At 69.2% G+C, this 24,690-nt stretch carries 21 protein-coding genes; 13 read left to right on the top strand and 8 right to left on the bottom strand.

Annotated features, from left to right (window positions below; translation table 11 throughout):
- Window positions 1-4: 4 nt before the first annotated feature.
- The 4 genes from IDM46_RS10700 to IDM46_RS10685 are packed head-to-tail and all read left to right on the top strand — an operon-like array spanning window position 5 to window position 2,473.
- On the top strand, window positions 5-745 hold the full coding sequence (locus IDM46_RS10700) for a glycosyltransferase family 2 protein (RefSeq protein ID WP_221441878.1): 741 nt from the start codon (window positions 5-7) through the stop codon (window positions 743-745).
- Entirely contained in the window at window positions 742-1,089 is a 348-nt protein-coding gene (locus IDM46_RS10695) for a DUF2304 domain-containing protein (RefSeq protein ID WP_185115684.1), read from the top strand. Before IDM46_RS10700 ends, IDM46_RS10695 begins: the two co-directional genes overlap by 4 nt.
- Window positions 1,086-1,745, top strand: coding sequence for a class I SAM-dependent methyltransferase (locus tag IDM46_RS10690; RefSeq protein WP_185115683.1), 660 nt, complete (start codon window positions 1,086-1,088; stop codon window positions 1,743-1,745). Before IDM46_RS10695 ends, IDM46_RS10690 begins: the two co-directional genes overlap by 4 nt.
- Window positions 1,742-2,473, top strand: coding sequence for a methyltransferase domain-containing protein (locus IDM46_RS10685; RefSeq protein WP_185115682.1), 732 nt, complete (start codon window positions 1,742-1,744; stop codon window positions 2,471-2,473). The genes IDM46_RS10690 and IDM46_RS10685 overlap by 4 nt, the downstream gene beginning before the upstream one ends.
- 29 nt (window positions 2,474-2,502) lie before the next feature.
- Here IDM46_RS10685 and IDM46_RS10680 read toward each other — a convergent pair whose 3' ends face one another.
- Window positions 2,503-3,903 carry a sigma-54 dependent transcriptional regulator gene (locus IDM46_RS10680; RefSeq protein ID WP_185116081.1) on the bottom strand — a complete coding sequence of 467 codons (1,401 nt, stop codon included), beginning with the start codon at window positions 3,901-3,903 and terminating at the stop codon, window positions 2,503-2,505.
- Window positions 3,904-3,979: 76 nt separating this feature from the next.
- Entirely contained in the window at window positions 3,980-5,560 is a 1,581-nt protein-coding gene (locus tag IDM46_RS10675; protein ID WP_185116080.1) for an ATP-binding protein, read from the bottom strand.
- Between the two features lie 172 nt (window positions 5,561-5,732).
- On the opposite strand from IDM46_RS10675, the gene sucC reads away from it, so the two are divergent.
- The 5 genes from sucC (at window position 5,733) to IDM46_RS10650 (ending at window position 10,281) form a co-directional block, all read left to right on the top strand.
- Complete coding sequence (gene sucC / locus IDM46_RS10670; protein WP_185115681.1) at window positions 5,733-6,899, top strand: ADP-forming succinate--CoA ligase subunit beta; 1,167 nt, start codon at window positions 5,733-5,735, stop codon at window positions 6,897-6,899.
- A 50-nt stretch (window positions 6,900-6,949) separates the two neighbouring features.
- On the top strand, window positions 6,950-7,828 hold the full coding sequence (gene sucD / locus IDM46_RS10665) for a succinate--CoA ligase subunit alpha (protein WP_185115680.1): 879 nt from the start codon (window positions 6,950-6,952) through the stop codon (window positions 7,826-7,828).
- A gap of 236 nt (window positions 7,829-8,064) precedes the next feature.
- A complete protein-coding gene (locus IDM46_RS10660; protein WP_185115679.1) occupies window positions 8,065-8,331 on the top strand; it encodes a type II toxin-antitoxin system CcdA family antitoxin in 267 nt (88 codons plus the stop codon).
- Entirely contained in the window at window positions 8,328-8,642 is a 315-nt protein-coding gene (locus IDM46_RS10655; protein WP_185115678.1) for a CcdB family protein, read from the top strand. The genes IDM46_RS10660 and IDM46_RS10655 overlap by 4 nt, the downstream gene beginning before the upstream one ends.
- A 1-nt stretch (window position 8,643) precedes the next feature.
- Complete coding sequence (locus IDM46_RS10650; RefSeq protein WP_185115677.1) at window positions 8,644-10,281, top strand: NAD+ synthase; 1,638 nt, start codon at window positions 8,644-8,646, stop codon at window positions 10,279-10,281.
- A gap of 31 nt (window positions 10,282-10,312) precedes the next feature.
- On the opposite strand, the gene IDM46_RS10645 is transcribed toward IDM46_RS10650, so the two are convergent.
- Window positions 10,313-11,167 (bottom strand): outer membrane protein assembly factor BamD, encoded by an 855-nt coding sequence (locus IDM46_RS10645; RefSeq protein ID WP_185115676.1) that lies wholly within the window; start codon window positions 11,165-11,167, stop codon window positions 10,313-10,315.
- A gap of 91 nt (window positions 11,168-11,258) precedes the next feature.
- Here IDM46_RS10645 and rluD point away from each other — a divergent pair, with 91 nt between their 5' ends.
- The 3 genes from rluD (at window position 11,259) to gloA (ending at window position 13,678) form a co-directional block, all read left to right on the top strand.
- Window positions 11,259-12,278, top strand: coding sequence for a 23S rRNA pseudouridine(1911/1915/1917) synthase RluD (gene rluD, locus IDM46_RS10640; RefSeq protein WP_185115675.1), 1,020 nt, complete (start codon window positions 11,259-11,261; stop codon window positions 12,276-12,278).
- The gene (gene pgeF, locus IDM46_RS10635; protein WP_185115674.1) at window positions 12,275-13,072 is read left to right on the top strand and encodes a peptidoglycan editing factor PgeF; all 798 of its coding nucleotides are present in this window, start codon (window positions 12,275-12,277) and stop codon (window positions 13,070-13,072) included. The genes rluD and pgeF overlap by 4 nt, the downstream gene beginning before the upstream one ends.
- Before the next feature lie 75 nt (window positions 13,073-13,147).
- Window positions 13,148-13,678 carry a lactoylglutathione lyase gene (gloA, locus tag IDM46_RS10630; RefSeq protein ID WP_182824969.1) on the top strand — a complete coding sequence of 177 codons (531 nt, stop codon included), beginning with the start codon at window positions 13,148-13,150 and terminating at the stop codon, window positions 13,676-13,678.
- 7 nt (window positions 13,679-13,685) lie between these two features.
- Here the strand turns inward: gloA and otsA are convergent, their stop codons facing one another.
- From otsA to otsB, 3 genes are read right to left on the bottom strand one after another with little or no spacing between them, the layout of a single operon-like run.
- Entirely contained in the window at window positions 13,686-15,053 is a 1,368-nt protein-coding gene (gene otsA, locus IDM46_RS10625) for an alpha,alpha-trehalose-phosphate synthase (UDP-forming) (RefSeq protein WP_185115673.1), read from the bottom strand.
- A 1-nt stretch (window position 15,054) separates the two neighbouring features.
- Window positions 15,055-16,839: a glycoside hydrolase family 15 protein gene (locus IDM46_RS10620; protein WP_185115672.1), complete on the bottom strand. Its 1,785-nt coding sequence runs from the start codon at window positions 16,837-16,839 to the stop codon at window positions 15,055-15,057.
- The gene (otsB, locus tag IDM46_RS10615; protein WP_185115671.1) at window positions 16,836-17,600 is read right to left on the bottom strand and encodes a trehalose-phosphatase; all 765 of its coding nucleotides are present in this window, start codon (window positions 17,598-17,600) and stop codon (window positions 16,836-16,838) included. The genes IDM46_RS10620 and otsB overlap by 4 nt, the downstream gene beginning before the upstream one ends.
- A 155-nt stretch (window positions 17,601-17,755) precedes the next feature.
- On the opposite strand from otsB, the gene clpB reads away from it, so the two are divergent.
- Window positions 17,756-20,341, top strand: coding sequence for an ATP-dependent chaperone ClpB (gene clpB, locus IDM46_RS10610; RefSeq protein WP_182825307.1), 2,586 nt, complete (start codon window positions 17,756-17,758; stop codon window positions 20,339-20,341).
- Window positions 20,342-20,384: 43 nt separating this feature from the next.
- On the opposite strand, the gene ybaL is transcribed toward clpB, so the two are convergent.
- Together ybaL and IDM46_RS10600 are read right to left on the bottom strand one after the other, a co-directional pair.
- Window positions 20,385-22,097: a YbaL family putative K(+) efflux transporter gene (gene ybaL, locus IDM46_RS10605; protein ID WP_185115670.1), complete on the bottom strand. Its 1,713-nt coding sequence runs from the start codon at window positions 22,095-22,097 to the stop codon at window positions 20,385-20,387.
- Window positions 22,098-22,190: 93 nt separating this feature from the next.
- The gene (locus IDM46_RS10600; RefSeq protein ID WP_185115669.1) at window positions 22,191-24,605 is read right to left on the bottom strand and encodes a TonB-dependent receptor; all 2,415 of its coding nucleotides are present in this window, start codon (window positions 24,603-24,605) and stop codon (window positions 22,191-22,193) included.
- Window positions 24,606-24,690: the final 85 nt, after the last annotated feature.

Genomic DNA, 24,690 nt, shown 5'->3' with positions numbered 1-24,690 from the left:
GGTCATGGCCATGAAGGAAAACTCGATGTCGATGCAGCTTGCCGAGGGTGTGCCCGGCACGGCGCGCCCCAATGCCGGGGCCTGGGTCGTGGTGCCGGCGTACAACGAGTCGACCAGCATCGGGCCCGTGGTGCGTGGTGCGCTGGCGCATGTGGACGGCGTGGTGGTGGTGGATGACGCGTCGGCTGACGACACCGGTGAGCAGGCGCGCCTGGCCGGGGCGGTCGTGTTGCGGCATCCGGTGAACCTGGGCCAGGGTGCGGCATTGCAGACCGGGATCAGCCATGCGCTGGCGGAGGGCGCGCGCTACATCGTGATGTTCGACGCCGACGGCCAGCACGAGGCGGCCGAGATCGACCGGATGCTGGCGGCGCTGCGCGACTCGAAGGTTGACGTGGCCCTGGGCAGCCGGTTCAAGGGCACGACCGTGGGCATGCCGCGCCTGCGCCGGGTGGTGCTCAAGCTGGCGATCGCCTTCACCCGGCTGACCACGGGGCTGAAGCTCAGCGACAGCCACAACGGATTCCGGGCGTTCACCGCCGATGCCGCGCGCCAGCTGCGCATCCGCCAGAACCGGATGGCGCACGCGTCGGAGATCCTCGAGCAGATCGGACAGCGCCGCCTGACCTTCGTGGAGGTGCCGGTGACCATCCGCTACACCGACTATTCAAAGCGGAAAGGGCAGGGCAACTCCGAGTCCCTGAACATCCTGCTTGATCTCATGACCCAGTGGATCCGCAAATGATCGAGATCATCCTGACCGCACTGCTTTCGGTGGGCATCGCGTTCGCGCTGCGCGAGTGGAAGCAGTCGCGGATCCTGTGCACCGCCATCGTGCTGCTGACCGCCACCGGCATCTACTTCGTGTGGGAGCAGGGCGCCTCGACACGGGTGGCCCATGCGCTCGGCGTCGGCCGCGGCGCGGACCTGGTGCTGTACATCTATGCCGCGATCAGCTTCGTGCTGATCATCAGCCTGGTGCTGCGCATCAAGGGGCTGCAGGAAACCCTGACCGACCTTGCCCGGGCGTTCGCGCTCGCGCATCCGGCCAGGCCGGCGATCGACGGCGACAAGGAAGAAGCGCGATGAAGATCGGTCCCGCGGTTCGCCGGCTGATGCCGGCAGGCCTGGAGCGCAAGGCAGCCGCGGCCTACCGCCGGGTCTTCGTGGACCTGCACAAGGTTGCGGCACTCGTGGCTGGCGCGCTGCCGGCCGACGCGCATCTGCTCGACATCGGCGGCGGCGACGGCGAACTGCTCAACCACTTGCTGGCCGCACGTCCGGATGTGCGGGTGACGATGGTCGATATCGCCGGCAGCGTCGGCAAGTTCGTCGAGCCGGTCCATTTCGACCGTGTCCGGCGGCTGCCGGGTACGTCCATCGAGGCGCATCTCGGGCAGCTGGACGCCCCCTACGATGCGGCGCTGGTCAGTGATGTCATGCACCACCTGCCGGTCGCGTACCGGGCGCAGTTCCTGCGATCGATCCGCGATGCATTGCGGCCGTCCGGTGCGCTTTTCGTCAAGGATATCGAGCCCGGGCACCCGGTCGCCTGGCTGAGCCTGGTCTGCGACAAGTACGTCAGCGGCGACCGCGGGGTGACGCTGGTGTCGCTGGCGGAGCTGCTCGCCCTCGCCGAGGCCGAGCTTGCGCCCCAGGCCGCAGGCGAGATTGGCCTGCACCGGGTGGACCGGCCCAACTACCTGGTTCGCCTGGACCTCCAGGGGCCGGAAGTGCCGGCATGACGGCGACCAGCCCGCTGCCCGCCCTGCACTACACGGCGCTGGAGCACGTTCGGGTGCCGCGGCCGGTGGACCGGCTGGCGACACTGGCGGCGCTGGTGCGCGGCAAGGGCGTATTCGACCTCGGCGCACTGGACGAGACCGCGATCGATGCCAAGCGCGGCGACGACAACTGGCTGCACGCGCGGCTGTGCCGCGAGGCGGCGTGGGTGGTCGGGATTGACAACTCCCAGCGCCTTCCGCCGGAAGGCATGGAGACGGCGCCCAGGGGGCGCATCATCCACGCCGACATCTTCGACCTGGCGCCGGTGGTCGAGGCGCATGGCCGGCCGGACCTGGTGGTGGCCGGCGAGCTGATCGAACACCTGCCCGACACCGAGGGTTTCCTGCGCAGCCTGCGCGCGAATACGGCGCTGCGTGGGGCGGACTTCGTGTTCTCGACGCCCAACGCATGCTGCTGGCACAACGGCATCGTTGGCCTGGCCGGCCGCGAGTCGATGCACCAGGACCACCTTCAGATCTATTCGTACAAGACGCTGCGGACGCTGTTTGCACGCGCCGACATCGCGCTGGTGTCGCTCACGCCCTACCACGCGCGGTTCCAGGAAATGATCAGCGGCAGCCGCGGCGTGGCAAAGCTGGGCGTGCGCGGATTCCAGGGACTGGTGAACGCGCTCGAGTTCGCCTGCCCCATGCTCTCGGGTGGCTGGATCGGCGTCGCGCGGCTCTAGGCACCGAGGGGACCCGGGCGTCTCCGGGGTTACTCGATGCCGAGCTTCTTGAGCTTGTACCGCAGCGCCCGGAACGTGATCCCCAGCGCCGCCGCCGCCTTGGTCTTGTTGTAGCGGCTCTCGGTCAGCGCCTGCTGGATCGCCGCCCGCTCGATCTCTTCGATGTACGAGGGAAGGGCGCTTGACGCGGTCTCGCGCGGATTGAGCGAACCAGGCGAAGCGCCGACCTGCGGCGGTGCCGCCACGGGCGCGCCGCGGCCCTGCGAGGCAAACCCGCCAGCCCCACCCGTCGGCAATCGCAGATCCGCCGCGGTGATGTGGTCGCTGTCCGCCAGGGCCATGGCGCGTTCCAGCACGTTCTCCAGCTCCCGCACGTTGCCCGGAAACGCGTACCCAGCCAGCGCCGCCAGCGCATCCGCACCCAGCACCGGCGCAGGCCGGTGCATCGCCTGCGCCAGCCGCGCGAAGATCGCATTCGACAGCAGCGGCAGGTCGCCATCGCGCTCGCGCAGCGCGGGCACGTGCAGCTCGATCACGTTGATCCGGTAGTACAGGTCATGCCGGAAGCTGCCGGCATTCACCAGTGCATTGAGGTCCTTGTGCGTGGCCGACAGGATGCGCACGTCGACATCGATCTCGGTGCTCGCCCCCACAGGGCGGATCTTCTTTTCCTGGATGGCGCGCAGCAGCTTGACCTGCATCGACAGCGGCAGCTCCGCCACTTCGTCCAGGAACAGGGTGCCGCCGTCGGCCGTCTGGAACAGGCCGGGCTTGTCGGCGTGGGCGCCGGTGAAGCTGCCCTTCTTGTGGCCGAAGAACTCGCTCTCCATCAGCTCCGTGGGAATCGCGCCGCAGTTGACCGGCACGAACGGCCCGCCGGCGCGCGCGCCCTGTGCGTGGATGGTGCGCGCCACCAGTTCCTTGCCGGTGCCGGACTCGCCGCTGATGTGCACCGGCGCCTGGCTGCGCGAGACCTTGGCGATGGTGTCGCGCAGGCCGACCATGGCCGGCGAGGTGCCGAGCAGGCGGCTGGCTTCCTCCGGGCGCGTGGTGCGCTTGGTGTTGAGCTCCAGCGCCTGGCGCACCAGGCCGCGCAGCACGTTGATGTCCACCGGCTTGTTGACGAAGTCGAAGGCGCCGGCCTTCAGCGCTTCCACCGCGGCTTCGACGTTGCCGTAGGCGGTGATCACCGCCACTGGCGTATTGGGGAAGCGCGTGGAGATGTCGCTCACCAGCTCAAGGCCCGAGCCGTCGGGCAGGCGCATGTCGGTCAGGCACAGGTCGTAGCTGGCGACGGCCAGCATCTCGCGGGCGACCGCCAGGTTGGCGGCGGTGTCGGTGCGCAGGCCCATGCGGCCCAGGGTGAGCACCAGCAGCTCGCGGATGTCGTGCTCGTCATCGACGATGAGGGCGCTGCGGGCTTCACTCATGGTGGTCATGGGGGTGTCTGGCGAAAGGTGACCAATTTTGGCACTTTTTTTCAGACTGTGACGAGTGTCAAAGGTTTCAAGCTGTGGCGAGCATCGCATTCCGGCCACGCAGCACGATCCGGAAGCAGGCGCCGCCCCCCGGAACGGGCACGTAATCCAGCGTGGCCTCGTTGGCGCGGCACAGTTCGTGGGCGATGTAGAGGCCGAGGCCCGTGCCGTGCTCGGAGGTGGTGAAGAACGGCCGGAACAGCTGTGCGGTGACGGCATCGGGGATGCCGGGGCCGCGGTCGCTGACCTCGATCACCGGGTGCTCGTCGTGCACGCCGACATGGAGGGTGATGCGCGCGGGCTCGCCGGGCTGGTGGCCGTGGCGCACGGCGTTGTTGACCAGCGCGGTGAGCGCCTGGTGCAGGTGGCGCGGGTCGACCATGGCCGGGAGCCGCGCCAGGCTGCCGGCAGCCTTGACGCTGGCGTTCTCCTCCGGGGTGGTCTCGCGGTAGTCGTCGATGAAGTTGCGCACCAGCGCGACCAGGTCGACGTGCTCCGGCTGGGCACGTTCGCGGCGGGCGAGACCCAGCACGCTTTCGACGATGCCGTTGGTGCGCATGCACTGCTGGTGGACGATCTGCAGCAGGCGGCGGTCGGCGTCACCGATGTCGCGCGACTCCTCCAGCAGCTGCGTGGCGTAGCTGATCGCGGCCAGCGGGTTGCGGATCTCGTGCGCGAGGCTTGCCGAGAACCGGCCCATCGCGGCGAGGGTGAGGGTTTCGGCGCGGCGCGACACCAGCGAGGTGTCGTCGAGGAAGATCAGGGTGGTGTCGTCGGTGGCCAGCAGGCGCGCGAAGCGCGGCAGGATGTCCAGGCCGTCGTCGCCGATCTTTAGCGGGGTGTCGTCGCTCTCGCCGCTGCGCCGCCATTCGGCCACGCGCATGGCCAGCGCCGGGGAGATCTGCGGCAGCGTGCGCGGCTGGCCGTCGGCACCGCTGGCGGTGTTGCCCAGCAGCACCATGGCGGCTTCGTTGGACATGCGGATGTGGCCGGCGCCGTCGACCATCATCACGCCCACGCGCATGCGGCGGATGATCAGTTCGTTGATCTCGGCAAGGTTGGCCGCCTCGGCGCCGCGCTGCTGCGCGATGGTGCGACTCTCGCGCGTCTGCAGGCCCAGGAGGTTGGTCAGCGTGGCCATGGCGAAGTAGCTGACGGAGAACATCAGCACTTCGGCCAGCGGCCGGTCGCGCATCAGGCTGCCGCTCGTGGACACCAGCATGAACTGCAGCACCAGCGCGCCGGAGGCCAGCGCCGCGGCCACCAGGCCCAGGCGCAGCGGCAGCAGCAGCGAGGCCGCGCCCACATTGAACAGCAGCATCATCGCGATGCCTGGCCCGGCACTGGGCATGGCGTGCGTGGCCAGCGTGGCGGCGCCGACGTCGCAGACGATGCCCACCAGCAGGTGCGGCAGCATCGGGTAGTCCTCGCGCCGCGAGAACAGCAGCAGCACCAGCGACATCAGCAGGTAGGCCACGGCCACCGTGGCGGCAAGCGCGGGGTCGCGCGGTTCGCCGAATAGCGCGCCGGCAGGGCTGAACACCATGGCCGCCAGCAGCGTGGCCTCGAGCACCCGGTAGAGGGCAAGCAGGTAGAGCTCGCGGCGCATGGCGCGGTCGGCGGCGGGACTGGGCAAGGACCGTGGCTCCCTCGGGGGTCGAGGCACTATATAGGGCCGGGGCGTGCTGTCCGCCGTGGCGGGGCTGGGGTTTTTTGGCGTGGGGCGGCCGGATCGGCGAGAATGCCGGGCGCTGTCCCACTTTCCCACGACGGATCCCCACATGAACTTCCACGAGTACCAGGCGAAGCAGTTGTTTGCCGATTACGGCATTGCAGTCCCGGCCGGGCGCGTCGCGCATACCGCCGAGGAGGCCGTCGACGCGGCCAAGGCCATCGGCGGCGACTTCTGGGTGGTCAAGGCCCAGATCCATGCGGGCGGCCGCGGCAAGGCCGGCGGCGTGAAGCTCGCCAAGACGCTCGAGCAGGTGAAGGAGTACGCCTCGGCGATGCTCGGCACGAAGATGGAGACCTACCAGACGGCCGGCATCAAGCTGCCGATCGACGCGGTGCTGGTCACCCAGGCCACCGACATCGCCAAGGAGCTCTACCTCTCCGTGCTGGTCGACCGCAGCACGCAGTCGGTGACCTTCATCGCCTCCAGCGAAGGCGGCGTGGACATCGAGCAGGTGGCCGCGGAAACGCCCGAGAAGATCCAGTCGCTCAACGTGAACTTCATCCAGGGCCTGCAGCCCTACCAGTGCCGCGACATGGGCTTCGGCCTGGGCCTGACCGCCAAGCAGGTCAACCAGCTCACCAAGATCATGATGGGCCTGTACAAGCTGTTCAACGAGAAGGACCTGGCGCTGGTGGAGCTCAATCCGCTGGCCATCCTCACCGACGGCAACCTCGCGGTGCTCGACGGCAAGGTCGACTCCGACGACAACGCCGGCTTCCGCCATCCCGAGCTGGTCGCCATGCGCGACATCCGCCAGGAAGACGAGACCGAGGTCAAGGCCAGCCAGCACGACCTCAACTACGTGACCATGGACGGCAACATCGGCTGCATGGTCAACGGCGCGGGCCTGGCCATGGCCACCATGGACGTCATCCAGCTCGAAGGCGGCTCGCCGGCCAACTTCCTGGACGTGGGCGGCGGCGCCACCAAGGCGCGCGTGACCGAGGCGTTCAAGCTGATCCTGTCGTCGGACGACGTGAAGGCGATCTTCGTCAACATCTTCGGCGGCATCGTGCGCTGCGACATGATTGCCGAGGGCATCATCGCCGCGGTCAAGGAAGTGGACGTCAAGGTGCCGGTGATCGTGCGCCTGGAAGGCACCAACGTGGAAGAAGGCAAGGCACTGCTGAAGTCGAGCGGCCTGGCCATCACCGCGGCCGACAACATCAACGACGGCGCGCGCAAGGCCGTCCAAGCCGCCAAGGCCGCCTGACGCGCAGCGCGCGGCAGCCCCCACTTCCAACTTTCCAGGATCCAATTCGAATGAGCGTTCTGATCAACAAGGACACCAAGGTCATCGTGCAGGGCTTCACCGGCACGCAGGGCACCTTCCACGCCGAGCAGATGCTCGACTACGGCACCAAGGTCGTCGGCGGCGTGACCCCCGGCAAGGGCGGCAGCGAGCACCTCGGCCTGCCGGTGTTCAACACGGTGGCCGATGCCGTCGCCGAGACCGGCGCCAACGCGTCGGTGATCTACGTGCCGCCACCGTTCGCGGCCGACGCGATCCTCGAGGCCGCCGATGCCGGCATCGCGGTGATCGTGTGCATCACCGAGGGCATCCCGGTGCTGGACATGCTGCGCGTCAAGAAGACCCTGGTCACCACTTATCCGGAGACCGTGCTGGTGGGCCCCAACTGCCCGGGCATCATCACCCCCGGCGAGTGCAAGATCGGCATCATGCCGGGCCACATCCACATGCCGGGCAAGATCGCGATCGTGTCGCGCTCGGGCACGCTGACGTATGAGGCGGTCAAGCAGACCACCGACGCCGGCCTCGGCCAGTCGACGGTGATCGGCATCGGCGGCGACCCGATCAACGGGCTCAACTTCATCGACTGCCTGAAGCTGTTCCAGGACGATGCGCAGACCGAGGGCATCATCATGGTCGGCGAGATCGGCGGTTCGGCCGAGGAAGAAGCGGCGGAGTTCATCGCCGAGTACGTGACCAAGCCGGTGGTGGGCTTCATCGCCGGCGCCAGCGCCCCGAAGGGCAAGCGCATGGGCCACGCGGGTGCCATCGCCTCGGGCGGCTCGGGCACCGCCGAGGGCAAGTTCGCGGCCATGGAGAAGGCGGGCGTGACCACGGTGAAGTCGCCGGGTGACCTGGGTGCGGCGATTGCCAAGCGTCTGGCTGGGTAAGGCAGAAGCAAGGGCTTTTTTCTCGCGAAGCCTGGAAGACGGGTAAAGGGCAGGTGGGGGTGGTTGCGCCGCACTCTGCTTGATGAGGACCCCGCATTCGTGCGGGGTTTTTCTTTGGCCGCAGTCAGCGCAGAGCCGCGAAGGCCTCCCGGCGATCACAGGGGCCTTCGACTGACTGATTGACTGTGCGCGTCTTTAGTGCGCATCATCAATGCGCACACTCATGGAGAGCCATCATGCGCATTCGCGAAGGCTATGCCGGCTTCGGCAAGCGTGCCACCAACGTCAGCATCAACCAGGGGCTCCTGGCAGACGCCAAGGCCCTGGACATCAATCTGTCCGCAACGCTAGAGCGCGCGCTGGAGGTCGAGGTCGGGGCACGCAAGCGCGAGAAGTGGCTGGAGGAAAACCGGGAGGCGATCGCCGCATACAACGAGCGCGTCGCGCGCGATGGCCTTGCCGGAGATCATGTCCGGGCATTCAAGGCATCGCTCAAGGCATGAGCCAGTTCTGCGTCTATTTGAATGCCGACGTCGCGTCGCGGCGTTCCATACCCTGCTGGCTGAACGTCCAGAGCGATTTGATCGATACTGCCGAATCACGCGTGGTCGTGCCTTTGATCGCGCCCGAGCGCGGGCGGCCGTCGGTCGCCAGCCTGATGCCAACCCTGACCGTCGCCGGCAGGCCGCTCGTGATGGACACCGCACAGATCACGAACGTGCCGATGCAGATGCTCGGCAGGCGGCTGGCTGACCTGTCCGCCGATCGTCTGATCATCATCGGTGCACTGGACTTCCTGACGCATGGAATCTGACATGACCCCAACGCTCCGCATTGCACTCGCCCAGTTCGACTTCCCCGTCGGCGACGTCGAAGGCAACGCCACGCGCATCGCCGCGATGATCGCCGAGGCGCGCGACGAATACGCCGCCGACATCGTGGTGTTCCCGGAACTCGCCATCAGCGGCTATCCGCCGGAGGACCTGCTGCTGCGGCCGTCGTTCCTGGCCGACTGCGCGCGCGCGCTGCAGCAGGTGGCCGCGGCGGCGACCGGCATCGTGGCGGTCGTCGGCTGGCCGGAGTCCGCCGGCAGCATCCTCTACAACGCGGCCAGTGTGCTGCGCGACGGCCGCGTCGAGCGCACGTACCGCAAGCGCGAGCTGCCCAACTACAACGTGTTCGACGAGCGCCGCTACTTCCACGTCGATCCCGACGGCGGCTCCTGCGTGTTCGAGGTCAAGGGCGTGCCGGTGGGCGTGCTGGTCTGCGAGGACCTGTGGTACCTGGAGCCGATCGCCGACACCGTGGCGCAGGGCGCCGAGCTGGTGCTGGTGCCCAATGCCTCGCCGTTCGAGCGCGGCAAGCACGCGCAGCGCGACGCCATGCTGGCCGCGCTCACGCGCGCCAACGGCGCGGCCATCGCCTACCTCAACCTGGTGGGCGGGCAGGACGCGCTGGTGTTCGACGGCGCTTCGGTGGTGGCCGACGGCGACGGCACGGTGCACCCGGCCGCGGCGGCGTTCACCGACCAGTGGCTGGTGGTCGATTACGACGCCGCGCGCCGCGCGTTCACGCCCATGCTGTGGATGGACGACGGCGACGAGAGCATGGATGCGCTGGCCTGGCGCGCGGTGGTGCGCGGCATCCGCGACTACTTTGGCAAGAACGGGTTCACGCGCGCGTGGCTGGGCCTGTCCGGCGGGATCGACTCGTCGATCGTGCTGGCGATGGCGGTGGATGCGCTGGGTGCGGCCAACGTGACCGCGGTGCGCATGCCGTCGCGCTACACCGCCAACCTCAGCAACGACCTGGCCGAGGAGCAGTGCCGGGCGCTGGGCGTGGAGCTGATGACGGTGCCGATCGAGGCGCCCTTCGAGGGCTACCTGTCGGCACTGCGCGAGGCCTTCGACGGCCACGAGGTCGATACCGCCGAGGAGAACCTGCAGTCACGCGCGCGCGGCGCGATCCTGATGGCGCTGTCCAACAAGCTCGGCGGGCTGGTGCTGACCACCGGCAACAAGAGCGAGTACGCGGTCGGCTACGCCACCATCTACGGCGACATGTGCGGCGCCTACGCGCCCATCAAGGATCTCTACAAGACCGAGGTCTACGGCCTGTCGAAGTGGCGCAACACGGTGGGCGGCGCGCCGGTCATCCCGCCCGCGGTGATCGCGCGGGCGCCGTCGGCGGAGCTGCGCGACAACCAGCTCGACCAGGACTCGCTGCCGCCCTACGACGTGCTGGATGCGATCCTGCGCCGCTTCGTCGACCTGGAACAGTCACGCGAGGAGATCACCGCCGCCGGCTTCGACATGGCGGTCGTGGACCGCGTGGTGAAGCTGGTGCGCACCAGCGAGTGGAAGCGCCAGCAGTCGGCGCCAGGGCCGAAGATCTCGCGCCGCGCCTTCGGCCGCGAGCGCCGCTACCCGATCAGCAACAAGTACACCCACTAGCCGAATCCTCACGGCCACCCCGGGAGCGCCGTCACTCCAGCGCGGATTTTTCCGAAGCAAACGGGTTGAGCTTGCGGATGGTCCACGGATACGTGGGCCACTTGCCGGTCAGGTAGGGATGCGCCGGCTCGTTGAGTTCCAGCACGCGCCGCGCGTCGGCGGCCAGGGTGGTGTTGCCCAGCTTGGTGTAGGCGGCCGCCAGCACGGCGACGGCGTCGTTCTGGTATTCGCTCTGCGGGTAGGTTTCCAGCAGGTAGGTGGCGCGCTCGCTGGCGCCCACCCAGGCTTGGCGGCGCATGTAGTACAGCGCCGTCTCGATCTCGTGGCGGGCGAACAGGTTGCGCAGCGCCACCATGCGCTGGCGCGCGTCGGCGGCGTAGCGGCTGTTGGGATAGCGGTCGGCGACGATGGAGAAGTCGTTGAAGCCCTGGGTCGGCGTGGCCAGGTCGCGACGGCTGGCATCGAGCGACCAGACGCGCTGCAGGAAGACGGTGTCGCGGTTGGAGTTCACCAGGCCGCGCAGGTAATACATGTACGCCACGTTGCGGTGCGTGGGGTAGGTGCGGATGAAGCGGTCGATGGACGAGATGGCTTCCTCGTTGTTGCCCATCTTGTACTGCGCGTAGGCGGTTTCCATCAGCGCCTGCTCGGTGTGCGCGCCGTAGGGGTATTGCGCCACCAGCCGCCTGTAGGTGGTGGTCGCTCCGCTCCAGTTGCCGCGGCGCAGCTGCAGGTGGCCCTTGTCGTAGAGGGTCTCGGCCGGGATGCCTTCGTTGGCATCCTCGTCCTTGAACATGCCCTTCATCCGGGCACATCCGGAGGTGGCGAGCACCGCCAGCAGCACGAGCAGCAGGGCACGGCGGAACAGGGTCGGGCGAGCGGTCATGGGCATCTGGGGCAGCGGAGGCGTGAACCGGGGATAATAGCAGCCAGTCCCGGCCTGCCGCCGGGCGCGCCTGAACCCGAGCCCCGCCCCCATGTCCGACCACGAACCCGATGCAGGCGCCGCCGACGGCGCCGCCGAAGCCCCGCTCACCGCGCGCGTCCCCGACGCGCTGTCCGGGCGCCGCTTCGACGCGGTGCTGGCCGAGCTGTTCCCCGAATTCTCGCGCTCCAAGCTGACCACCTGGATCAAGTCCGGCGACGCGCTGCTGGATGGTGCCGTGGTGCGCCCGCGCGACCCGGTGCGCGGCGGCGAGGAGGTGGTGCTGGCCGCCACGCTCGACACCCAGGTGACCGCCGAGCCGGAGGACATCCCGCTGTCGGTGCTGTACGAGGACGCCGACGTGCTGGTGGTCGACAAGCCCGCGGGCCTCGTCGTCCACCCCGGCGCCGGCAATCCCGACGGCACCCTGGTCAACGCGCTGCTGTTCCGCGACCCGGCGCTGGCGCTGGTGCCGCGCGCCGGCATCGTGCACCGCCTCGACAAGGACACGTCCGGCGTCATGGTGATCGCACGCACCGTGCAGGCGCAGACCGCCCTGGTGGCGCAGCTGTCGGCGCGCGAAGTGCACCGCCAGTACCTGGCCGTGGTGGTCGGCGCGCTGGTGTCGGGCGGCACGGTCAACGCGGCGATCGACCGCCACCCGCGCGACCGCATCCGCATGGCGGTGCGCGAGGACGGCCGCGAGGCGACCACGCATTACCGCCTGCAGGAGCGCTTCCGCGCGCACACCGCGCTCGATTGCCGCCTGGAAACAGGGCGCACCCACCAGATCCGCGTGCACATGACGCACATGAAGCACCCGATCCTCGGCGACCCGATGTACGGCGGTCCGCTGAAGCTGCCGCGCGGTGCGTCCGACGAACTGGTCACGGTGCTGCGCGGATTCCGCCGCCAGGCATTGCATGCGCAGGTGCTGGAGTTCGTGCATCCGACGACCGGCGAATCCATCCGCTGCGAAGCGCCGCTGCCCGCGGACATGCAGGCCCTGCTGCGCGCGCTGCGCGACGACAGCCGCGCCTACGCGCAGGCACAGCCTCAGTCGCGGCGATGAGCAGGGCGCCATGGCTGGACGCCAACTGGCCCGCGCCACCCGGCGTGCGTGCGCTGGTGACCTTGCGCCACGGCGCGGGCGCGTCGAGCGCGCCGTTCGACAGCTTCAACCTCGGCAACGCGCGCGCTGACACCGGCGACGATCCCGCCATCGTGGCGACCAATCGCGCCGGACTCGCGGCGCTCGCGGACCTGCCCTCGGCGCCGCGCTGGTTGCGCCAGGTGCACGGCACGGGCGTGCTGCGCGTGGACGCGGCCCTGCCACCCGGCGACGCGACCGCGGAGCGCGCGCGCATGGCCGCGGAGCCGGAAGCGGACGCCGCGGTGACCGCAAGCGCGGGCACCGTGCTTGCCATCCTCACCGCCGACTGCCTGCCGGTGGTGCTGGCGGCGCGCACTGGTGGAGAGATTGGCGCCGCGCATGCCGGCTGGCGCGGACTGGCGGCCGGCGTGCTGGAGCGCACGGTCGCGGCGATGCAGGCGGCGCCGGGCGATCTCGTCGCCTGGCTGGGCCCCGCGGCGGGACCGCAGGCGTATGAAGTCGGTGCCGAAGTCCGCGATGCCTTCGTGTCGATCGATGCGGGTGCCGCCGCGGCATTCGCGGCCACCCGCCCCGGGCACTGGCGCGTCGATCTTTACGCGCTCGCGCGCCGCCGGCTTCAGGTTGCCGGGCTTGCCGCGCACGACATTCACGGCGGCGACCTGTGCACCATCAGCGATCCGGCGCGCTTCTATTCGCATCGCCGCGATGCGCGCACCGGGCGCATGGCCACGCTGGCGTGGCTGGAACGCTGAAGCCCGGCCGCGCTCCGCGCCGCGCCGGGGGCAGGGCCGCCGACGCGCGATAATGGCCGGCACTTCCCCCACAGGATGCCGACCATGACCGACACCCCTACCGCGCCTGGCGTCGCCGCCGCGCGCGACGCCGCGACCGCCGGCTTCGTCTTCAACCACACCATGCTGCGCATCAAGGATGCACGCGCCTCGCTGGATTTCTACACGCGCGTGCTCGGCTTCAGCCTGCTGCGCAGCAACGAGTTCCCGGAGGCCGCGTTCTCGCTGTACTTCCTGGCGCTGGTCGATGACCTGTCGGCGATGCCCGAGGACGCCCAGGCACGCCAGCACTGGATCGCCGGCCTGCAGGGCGTGCTGGAGCTGACCCACAACCACGGCACCGAGGACCAGGACGGGCCCGTGTACCACGACGGCAACAGCGAGCCGCGCGGCTTCGGCCACATCTGCCTGAGCGTGCCCGACCTGCGCGCCACCTGCGCGCGCCTGGAGGCGCTGGGCGTGCCGTTCCAGAAGCGGCTGGAGGACGGGCGCATGAAGCACCTCGCCTTCGTCAAGGATCCGGACGGCTACTGGATCGAGCTGATCCAGCAGTCGGCGCTGGCATAGCGTCCGCTCAGCGCGCGGCGAGCCTGGCCAGGAAATCGCGCCGCCAGGCGTGGATGTCGTAGCCCTCGATGGTGTCCATCATCGCGCGCCAGCGTTCGCGGCGTTCCGGCAGCGGCATGGCGACCGCCTGCGCGAGCGCGTCGGCCACGCCGTCCAGGTCGTAGGGATTGACCTGCAGCGCGGTCTCGAGCTCGCGCGCGGCACCGGCGAAACGCGACAGCACCAGCACGCCGGGGTCCTCGGGGTCCTGGGCCGCCACGTACTCCTTGGCCACCAGGTTCATGCCGTCGCGCATCGGCGTGACCACGCCGACGTCGGCGGTGCGGTAGAAGCCGGTCAGCACTTCGTGCGCGAAGTTGCGGTTGACGTAGCGCACCGGCGTCCAGTCGGGCGTGGCGTGGCCGCTGTTGATGTGGCCGGCCAGTGTTTCAAGTTCGCGGCGCAGCTGCCGGTACTCGGGCACGTCGCTGCGCGAGGGCGGCGCGATCTGCAGGAAGGTGAGCTGGCCGCTCTGTTCGGGGTGCCGTTCCAAGTGGCGCTCGAACGCGCGGAAGCGCTCCGGAAGCCCCTTTGAATAGTCCAGGCGGTCGACGCCGATCGCCAGCCGGCGCCCGCTGAGGCTTTCGCGCAGGCGCTTCACCGGCAGGCGCTTCATGGCGCGCGCGGCCTGGCTGGCGATGGTGGCCACGTCGATGCCGATCGGGAACGCGCCGCCGTGGAACTGGCGGCCGTCGGGCGAAGCCAGTACGCCGCTGCCCATCACGCCGCCGCCGCCGTACAGGCGCACGTAGTCCTGGAAGCGTTCGAGGTCGCGTCCGGTCTGGAATCCGACCAGGTCGTACGACGACAGCGCGGCGAACACTTCGCGATGCTCGGGCAGCGCCGCCAGCAGGTCCGACGACGGCATCGGCACATGCAGGAAGAAGCCGATGCGGTTGCCCACGCCGCGCTCGCGCAGGCGCTGGGCCAGCGGGATCAGGTGGTAGTCGTGGATCCAGATCAGGTCGTCTTCGCGCAGTTCCGGCACCAGCCGGTCGGCGAACAGCTCGTTGACGCGGCGGTAGCCGGCGTAGGTCTGGCGCGTGTAATCCACCAGGTCCATGCGGAAGTGCAGCAGCGGCCACAGCGTGCGGTTGGCGAAGCCGTTGTAGTAGTCGTCGAAATCTCGCTTCGACAGGTCCATCAACAGGTAGCGGGTGTCGCCTTCGCGCTCTTCGTGCATCTCGCCGGACGCTCCGGCCACCGTGCGCCCGCTCCAGCCGAACCACAGCCCGCCACGTTCGGCGAGCGCCGCACGCAGCGCCACCGCCAGCCCGCCGGCCCGGGTTTCGCCGGGGAGCGAGACGCGGTTGGAGACCACGACCAGACGACCCATGTCAGACCGCCGAGGACCAGGGCTTCGACAGGCACATCGCCGCCATCACCACGCCCACGTGCGAATACGTCTGCGGGAAATTGCCCCAGGCCTCGCCGTCCTCGAACGCCATGTCCTCCGACAGCAGGCCCAGCGGGTTGCGCCGCGCCAGCAGCTGCTCGAACTGGCGGCGCGCCTCGTCGGTGCGGCCGATCGCGGCCAGCGCCTCGATGTACCAGAAGCTGCAGATCGTGAAGCTGGTTTCCGGGTGCCCGAAATCATCCGGCGCGATGTAGCGGTACAGGCCGTCGCCGCGGCGCAGGTGCACGCCGATGGCATCCACCGTGGCGACGAAGCGCGGATCGTCGGCGGCGACGAAGCCGAGTTCGGCAAGCAGCAGCAGGCTGGCGTCCAGGCGCCGGCTTTCCGCGGATTCGACGAAGTGACCGAGTTCGGCGTCCCAGGCGCGTTCGATGATGGCCGCATGCATGGCGTCGGCGCGCGTGCGCCAGCATTCCGCGCGCGGCGCCAGGCCGAGGTGGGCGGCAATACGCGCCAGGCGGTCGCAGGCCGCCCAGCACATCACGCTGGAATAGGTGTGCACCTCGGCGCGGCCGCGGAATTCCCAGATTCCCGCGTCAGGCTGGTCGTACAACGCCCAGGCGCGCGCTCCGAGGGCCTCGAGGCGGTGGAACGTGTCTTCGTCACCGGGATGATCCAGGCGCTGGTCGAAGAACAGCTGCGTGGACGCCAGCACCACGCTGCCGTAGACGTCGTGCTGCACCTGCTTCCACGCCAGGTTGCCGCGCCGCACCGGGCCCATGCCGCGGTAGCCGGCGAGCGCCGGCACCTCCTCCTCGGTGAGCTCGGACTCGAAGCCCACGCCGTAGAGCGGCTGCAGGTCGTCGTCGCCGGTGGCGAGATTGAACACGTACGAGAGGTAGCCCTCCATGGTGCGCGTGGCGCCCAGGCGGTTCAGCGCACGCACCACGAACGCCGAGTCGCGCAGCCAGCAGTAGCGGTAGTCCCAGTTGCGCACCGTGTCCGGGGCTTCGGGGATGGACGTGGTGAGCGCGGCCACGATGGCGCCGGTTTCCTCGTACTGGCACAGCTTGAGCGTGATCGCGCTGCGGATCACCGCGTCCTGCCATTCCAGCGGGATCGACAGGTAGCGCACCCACTCGCGCCAGTAGTGGATGGTGCGCTCCTCGGCCTGGCGGGCGAAATCGTCGACCGGCTCGGTCAGCGTTTCATCGGGGCCGAGCACCAGGTTGCGTTCGCCGTCGAGCACGAACGGCAGCGACTCGCGCACCATGCGCACCGGCACGTCGCTGGTCAGGCGCAGCGTGAAGCCCGGCACCAGGTAACGCACGTGATTGCTGCCCCAGGTGGTGTCGGGGACGGTGGCGCCGTAGTCGCCGAGCGGCCGCAGCACGATGCGCACGCGCGGTTTGCCGGCCAGCGGACGCAGCCTGCGTACCAGCATCACCGGCCGGTAGAAGCGCCCGTGCTGGCGCCAGCGCGGGGCGAAATCGGTGATCTCCACGGCGCCGCCGTGGCGGTCGCGCAGCACGGTGCGCAGCACGGCGGTGTTCTGCACGTAGTGCTGCTCGGCGCTCACCATGTCCTCGAGTTCGATCGCGAAATCGCCGCCGCCGATCTTCGGCGACAGCAGTGCGCAGAACGTGGGATCGCCATCGATCGCCGGTACGCAGCCCCAGACCACGCGCGCATGCGCATCGATCAGCGCGGCCGAGCCGCCGTTGCCAACCAGGCCCAGGTCCAGGCTTGTCTGCCTGCTGTTCATGCCGCCATCCCCAGCCATGCCAGCACCTCAGCCGGGCCGGGCAGGGCGAAATGTGCGGCCGAGTCGCGTGGCCGTCCAACCAGCACGCTGATGCCGCCGCGCGCATTGACCGCGGCAAATCCCGCTTCATCGGTGAGGTCGTCGCCGGCGAACACGGGCACCCGTCCGGTGAACGGCGGTTCGTCCATGAAGTCGATGATCGACGCGCCCTTGTCGGCGCGGTGCTGGCCGTGGGCGGCGGGGCGGATCTCCACGACCTGGCTGCCGTGCTGCAGGCGATAGCCGGGGAGCCGCGGCAGCACCGCCGTGGCGAATGCGGCGAGCGCCGGGCCTGACGCGGGGGCGGCGCGCCAGTGCAGCGCCAGCGCCGGGCCCTTGTATTCCACCAGGGTGCCCGGATGGCGCGCTACCAGTGCTTCGGCCGCCGTTGTCACGGAAGCCAGTGCAGCCGGTGCGGACGGCGGCCCGTGGCCACGTCCGCCCGCGTGGCGACGCTCCAGGCCGTGCAGCCCGGCGGCGGGCAATTGTGGCAGGTCGAGGAGCGCATCGACCGCCGCCAGGCTGCGGCCACTGACCAGCGCGAGGGCGCCGTCCAGTTGCGCGGCCAGCGCCGCAAGGCCTGGGCGGAGCGATGGCGGGACACGGACGGCGTCCGGCGTTTCGGCGATTTCGAGCAGGCAACCGTCCACATCGAGGAACAGGGCCCAGTTGTCGGCAGGCGGCGGGGGCTGCGGCCTGCCGAAGGAACGTGGCTGAGGCATGTCCGGCAGTGTGGCCATCCGGCCGTTAGGAGGGGGTGTAAGGCGGGGGCACGGACGCTGGCGACGGCGCATCGGCGCTTGTTTCCGGGCGCGCCGACCGCATGTGCATCTACATTGCCGGCCAGGGCCGGCCACACCTGATGGAGACCGACGCCATGCGTCAAGACAAGCTCACCTCGCGTTTCCAGCAAGCGCTGGCGGACGCGCAGTCGCTGGCCGTGGGCCGCGACCACAACCTGATCGAACCCGCGCACCTGCTGCTGGCGCTCATCGACCAGCAGGGCGGCGGCACCCGTCCGCTGCTGGCGCAGGCCGGCGTGAACGTGCCGGTGCTGCGTGAGGCGCTGGCCGAGGCGCTGGGCAAGCTGCCCGCCGTGTCCGGCCAGGACGGCGCGGTGTCGATCGGCAACGACCTCGCGCGCCTGCTCAACGTCACCGACAAGCTCGCGCAGCAGCGCGGCGACGGCTTCATCGCCTCCGAGCTGTTCGTGCTCGCCGCGCTCGACGACCGCGGCGACACCGGGCGCGCGCTGAAGGCCGCAGGCGCCGACAAGGCGCGCCTGGAAGCCGCGATCGACGCGATGCGCGGTGGCGAGACGGTCTCCGACGCCAGTGCGGAGGAAGCGCGGCAGGCCCTGGAGAAGTACACCGTCGACCTCACCGAGCGCGCCGAGCGCGGCAAGCTCGACCCGGTGATCGGCCGCGACGAAGAGATCCGCCGCACCATCCAGGTGCTGCAGCGGCGCACCAAGAACAACCCGGTGCTGATCGGCGAGCCGGGCGTCGGCAAGACCGCGATCGTCGAAGGCCTGGCGCAGCGCATCATCAACAACGAGGTACCCGAGGGCCTGCGCGGCCGCCGCGTGCTGTCGCTGGACATGGGCGCGCTGATCGCCGGCGCCAAGTTCCGCGGCGAGTTCGAGGAGCGGCTGAAGGCCGTGCTGAACGACCTCGCCAAGCAGGAAGGCAACGTCATCCTGTTCATCGACGAACTGCACACCATGGTCGGCGCCGGCAAGGCCGAGGGCTCGATGGATGCAGGCAACATGCTCAAGCCCGCGCTCGCGCGCGGCGAGCTGCACTGCATCGGCGCGACCACGCTCGACGAATACCGCAAGTACGTGGAGAAGGATGCCGCGCTGGAGCGCCGCTTCCAGAAGGTGTTCGTCGGCGAACCCAGCGTCGAGGACACCATCGCCATCCTGCGCGGCCTCAAGGAGCGTTACGCGGTGCATCACGGTGTGGAGATCACCGACCCCGCGATCGTCGCCGCAGCCACGCTCTCGCACCGCTACATCGCCGACCGCCAGCTGCCGGACAAGGCCATCGACCTGATGGACGAAGCCGCATCGCGCATCCGCATGGAGATCGACTCCAAGCCCGAGGAGCTCGACCGCAAGGAGCGGCGGCTGATCCAGCTGAAGATCCAGCGCGAGGCGCTGAAGAAGGAGAAGGACGCCGAGTCGAAGAAGCGCCTGGCCGACCTGGAAGCCGAGATTGGCACGCTCGAGCGCGAGTACAACGACCTCGAGGAAGTGTGGAAGGCCGAGAAGGCAATGCTGCAGGGCGCGACCAGGGTCAAGGAGCAGATCGAGCAGGCGCGCCTGGACCTGGAGGCGGCGCAGCGCAGGCAGGACTACGCGCGCATGAGCGAGATCCAGTACGGCCAGTTGCCGGAGCTGGAAAAGCAGCTGAAGGCTGCGCAGGAAGTGGAGACGCAGGGCTTCACCCTGCTGCAGGACAAGGTGACCGCGGAAGAGATCGCCCAGGTGGTCGCGCGCTGGACCGGCATCCCGGTGAGCAAGATGCTGGAAGGCGAGCGCGAGAAACTGCTGGCGATGGAATCGCAGCTGCATACGCGCGTGGTCGGCCAGCACGAAGCGATCAAGGTGGTGTCGGATTCCATCCGCCGGTCGCGCGCGGGTCTGTCCGATCCCGGCCGGCCGACTGGATCGTTCCTGTTCCTCGGCCCCACCGGCGTCGGCAAGACCGAGCTGTGCAAGGCACTGGCGGAATTCCTGTTCGACTCCAGCGACGCCATGGTGCGCATCGACATGAGCGAGTTCATGGAGAAGCATTCGGTGGCCCGGCTGATCGGCGCGCCCCCGGGCTATGTCGGCTACGAGGAGGGCGGTTACCTGACCGAAGCGGTGCGCCGCCGGCCGTACAGCGTGATCCTGCTCGACGAGGTGGAGAAGGCGCATCCGGACGTGTTCAACATCCTGCTGCAGGTGCTCGACGACGGCCGCCTGACCGACGGCCAGGGGCGCACGGTGGATTTCCGCAACGCGGTGATCGTGATGACCTCCAACCTCGGCTCGCACCAGATCCAGGAACTCGGAGGCGACGATTCGGCCGAGGCCTACACGCAGATGAAGGCGGGCGTGATGGCGGTGGTGCAGGCGCACTTCCGGCCGGAGTTCATCAACCGGCTCGACGACATCGTGGTCTTCCACGCGCTCGACAAGGTGCAGATCAAGGAGATCGCGCGCATCCAGATGCGCGGGCTGGAGAAGCGGCTGGCAGAGCGCGGCATGCGCATCGAGGTGAGCGACAAGGCCTTCGACCTGCTGGCCAACGTGGGCTTCGATCCGGTCTACGGCGCGCGACCGCTGAAGCGCGCGATCCAGCAGCAGCTGGAGAACCCGCTGGCGACGCGGATCCTCTCCGGCGGCTTCGCCGGCGGCGACACGGTGCGCGTGGATGCCGAGGGTGGGCACCTGGTGTTCGCGAAGGACTGACATCGCCGGCCCGGCCACGCCCGGTTGGGCGGCGCGCTGGGCCTCAGGTGGCGACGCGCGCCGGCCGGTACGGCGGCGTGGCCATCACCATCTCCGCCAGCGAGTAGGCCAGCTCGCGTTCGGCCAGCACCGCGCCATCGGCGCCATGCTGCAGCAGGTGCTTCACTTCCGCGTCGCTGTGCGCCCGCGCGAGCACGGTGATGGCCGGGCTGAGCGCCTTGAGCCGGGCGATGGTTTCGCCGGCTTCAAGCGCGTTGGGAATGGCGAACACGGCGAGCTTGGCGCGCCCGGGTGCGGCTTCCAGCATCACCGGTTCGGAGGCGGCATTGCCGCGCACCGCGTGCACGCCGGCCTCGCGTGCCAGTGCGACCAGGTCGGCATCGTCCTCGATCACCACCACCGGCACGCCGCGCTGGTGCAGCAGCGTGGCGAGCTGGCGGCCCACGCGGCCGTAGCCGACGACGATGGTGTGGTCGTTGACCGATTCGGGCAGGTGGTGGCTGGCGGCGTCTTCCGCCGACACGCGCGCGGCGTGGCTCGCGCTTTCGGCGGCCTGGTTCGCGTCCTGGCGCGCCTGCCAGCGGTCGACCAGGCCGAACACGAGCGGGTTGAGCATGATCGACAGCAGCGCCGCGGCCAGCACCAGGTCCTGGCCCTGCTCGGGCAGGATGCCCAGCGTCACGCCGAGCGCGGCGATGATGAAGGCGAACTCGCCGATCTGCGCCAGGCTGGCGGAAATGGTCAGCGCGGTGGCCTTGGGTCGCCCGAAGGCGCGCACGATCAGGTAGGCCGCGGCGGACTTGCCGAACATGACGATGAGCGTGGTGGCCAGCACCAGCTGCGGCTGCTCGACGAGGATCGCGGGGTCGAACAGCATGCCCACCGACACGAAGAACAGCACGGCGAACGCATCGCGCATCGGCAGTGAATCCTGCGCGGCCTTCTGGCTGAGCTCGGATTCGTTGAGCAGCATGCCGGCGAAGAACGCGCCGAGCGCGAACGACACTCCGAACAGTTCCGCAGAGCCCAGCGCGATGCCGAGCGCGATCGACAGCACCGCGAGCGTGAACAGCTCGCGCGAGCCGGTGCCGGCGGTGCGCTCGAGCATCCACGGGATCACCCGCCGCCCGACCAGCAGCATCACCGCCACGAACAGGCCCACCTGGAGCAGGGTCTTGCCGATCGCCAACACCACCGCGCCGAGGCTGATGGGGTCGTCGCCGGCGCTGGCCATCAACTTCGCCAGCACCGGCATCAGCACCAGCGCCAGCACGCAGGCCAGGTCCTCCACGATCAGCCAGCCCACGGCGATCCGGCCGCGCTGGCTCTCCAGCAGGCGGCGCTGTTCCATGGCGCGCAGCAGCACCACCGTGCTGGCCGTGGCCAGCGCGAAGCCGAACACCACGCCCTGCAGGGTGGGCCAGCCCAGCATGGTCGCAAGCCCCCAGCCGAGCAGGGTGGCGACCGTGATCTGCACCACCGCGCCCGGGATGGCGATGGCCTTCACCGCCATCAGGTCCTTCAGCGAGAAATGCAGGCCGACGCCGAACATCAGCAGGATCACGCCGATCTCGGCGAGCTGCGGGGCGAGCGACTGGTCGCCGACGAAGCCGGGCGTGAACGGCCCGGCGATGATGCCGGCGACCAGGTAGCCCACCAGCGGCGACAGCCGCAGGCGATGCGCCGCCAGCCCGAGCACGTACGCCAGCACGAACCCCATGGTGAGGATGGCGATGAGTTCGGTGTGGTGGGGCATCGGGAGATCCACTGGAGTCACGACAGCATAGTGGACGCCCCGGGGGCCGCGGCTTCGTCCTTGCCAGCCGCGGCCGTCAGCTGTGCGGCAATCTCACCACTGGTAGCCGATCTTGCCGTACACGAACGCACCGTTGAACCCGAAGGGCGCCGCGGAACTGGCATACGGGAACTGGCCGCCGGTGGAGTTGGCGAACACGTTCTCGTCCGGATACTCGTTCAGCACGTTGTCGCCGCCCAGGGTGAAGCTCCACCGGTCCAGCTTGAGCGTCGCGGCCAGCGCGAGCGTCCACTTGGGGTCGAAGGTCTGGTCCTGGGCCGGGTTGGCGTTGCGCACGGTGATCTCGCCATAACGCACCGCGTTGGCGGAAAAGTTCCAGAGGTCCGAGCTCCACTCGCCGCCGAGCAGGAACTTGTCACGTGGCGCGCCGACCTCGAAGCGGCCGATCTCGACCCTGCCGAAACGCAGCGCGGTGGGGTCGATGGCATTGAGCGACGCCGGATTGGGCGCGATGCGGTCGATGCTGGTCTTGTTGTGGTTGTAGCCCACCGTCAGGTCCAGGTCGCCGTTGCCGAGCTGCCAGCCGTAGGTGCCGATCACGTCGATGCCGTCGGTGGTGGTATCGATGGCGTTGGTGAAGTAGCGCCCGCCGCCAACGCCCGGGAAGCCGTTGGCGTTGAGGAACTCGCGGATCTCAGGACGTGCCGGGTTGGTGCCGAGGTTCTCCGACAGGGTGATGCGGTCCTCGAGCTTGATCCGGTAGGCATCGATGGTGATGTACAGGCGGTCGATCGGCTGCAGCACCAGTCCCAGGCTGAAGTTGGTGGACTCTTCCGCCCGCAGCGGCTCCGCGCCGAGCGCGATGCCGGCCGGGTTGGTGACGCGGAAGGTGACGATGTCGAACGGGGTGTTGCCCTGCGGTGGTGGCAGCACGATGAAGTTGGTGGCCGTCGACTGGAAGTACTGCTGCTGCAGCGATGGCGCGTGGAAGCCGGTCGACAGCGTGCCGCGCAGGGCCACCGTCGGCGTGAAGTCGTAGCGCGCGGTCAGCTTGCCGGTGGAGGTGTCGCCGAAGTCGCTGTAATCCTCGTAGCGTGCCGCGATACCCGCCGACAGCTTGTCCGTCACGTCGCCTTCCAGCGACACGTAGAGCGAGATGTTGTCGCGCTTGAACTGCCCGCCGTCGCTGGGCTTGAAGCCGGCGAACACCTGCGAGCCCGGGATGTTTGCGAACGGGCCCAGCGCGTACGAATCCGGCTCGCCCGGCGATTGCTCGAACTCGTCTTCGCGGTACTCCGCGCCGTACGCCAGGACCAGGGGCGACGACAGACCCAGGTCGAGCGGCGTGCTCATGTCGAGGTTCAGGATGTGCTGCCTGACCTCCAGCGCACCGGCGTAGAACCGGGTGGGCGACGTCGGCCCCAGGCTGCGGTTGAGCGTGTTCTTGATGTCGAACGTCAACTCGTTGGAGCCGTAGGTGTAGCTGGCGTCGAGCGCGGTGCCGCCGCTGAACAGCTTGCGCAGCCCGCCGACGAAACTGTAGTCGGTCGAATTGTTGTTGATCTGCGGCAGGAAGCCGTCGGGGTAGATCGACGGGATGTTGCGCGAATCGCCCGCCGGCCGGAAGAAGCCGTTGGACAGGATGTCGCGCTTGGTATGCAGGCCATGGGAATAGAGCGTCAGGCTGTCGCTGGCGGCGAGTTCGGCGTTGTAGCTGCCCGAATAGCTGTCGACCTCGGGATCGCCCTGCCGCTGCACCACGCGGCCAAGCGGCGCGGAGGTGGGCGTTGCGGGGCCAAGGAAGGGACGTGCGCGATCGGTCTGGTCCTGCCGGTCGGCCTGGACGGCCAGATGCACGAAGCCGCCTTCCGCCCCCAGCGGGAAACCGGCATCGGCCAGCAGGTTGGTCTGCGCACCATCGCCCGCACTGGTCTGGCCGTGGCGCAGGCTGACGCTGCCGCCATCGGGGCTGCCCTTCAGCACGATGTTGATGACGCCGGCAATGGCGTCGGAGCCGTACTGCGCCGAGGCGCCGTCACGCAGCACTTCCACGCGCGCGATCGCGGCGATCGGGATGGTGTTGAGGTCGACCGGCGACGAGCTCCGGCCCTGGGTTCCGTTGACGTTGACCAGAGCGCCGGTGTGGTAGCGCTTGCCGTTGACCAGCACCAGGGTGTGGTCCGGGGAGAGTCCACGCAGCTGCGCAGGGCGCACGGCATCGGTGCCGTCGGAGACCGCGGGCCGCGGGAAGTTGAGCGACGGCAGCAGCCGTGACAGCGCGGTGGCGAGTTCGGTGGTGCCCGACGACTGCAGCGCCTCGGGTGTGATGAGGTCGATGGGTGCCGTGGATTCGGCCGCGGTGCGGTCGCTGGCCCGCGTGCCGGTGACGATCACCGTGTCGAGGCTGGTGGCCTTGCGCTCGGCCGGCGTGGCGGTCTGGGCGTGTGCGGGGAGGGCCGTGGCGGCCAGGGTGGCGATCAGTGCGACAGCGAGCGGGTGTGGCGTCATGACGGGCGACCTCGTGGCGATGGGCGGCGGGCACGCGTGTTCAGCTGCAACTCCGCTTTAACATCCGCTGAACGACCGCGTCAAT

This window comes from Luteimonas sp. MC1825 (genome assembly GCF_014764385.1).
GTDB lineage: Bacteria > Pseudomonadota > Gammaproteobacteria > Xanthomonadales > Xanthomonadaceae > Luteimonas.
Note: the sequence above shows the minus strand (reverse complement) of the source record. Positions and strands in the feature narration are given on the sequence as shown.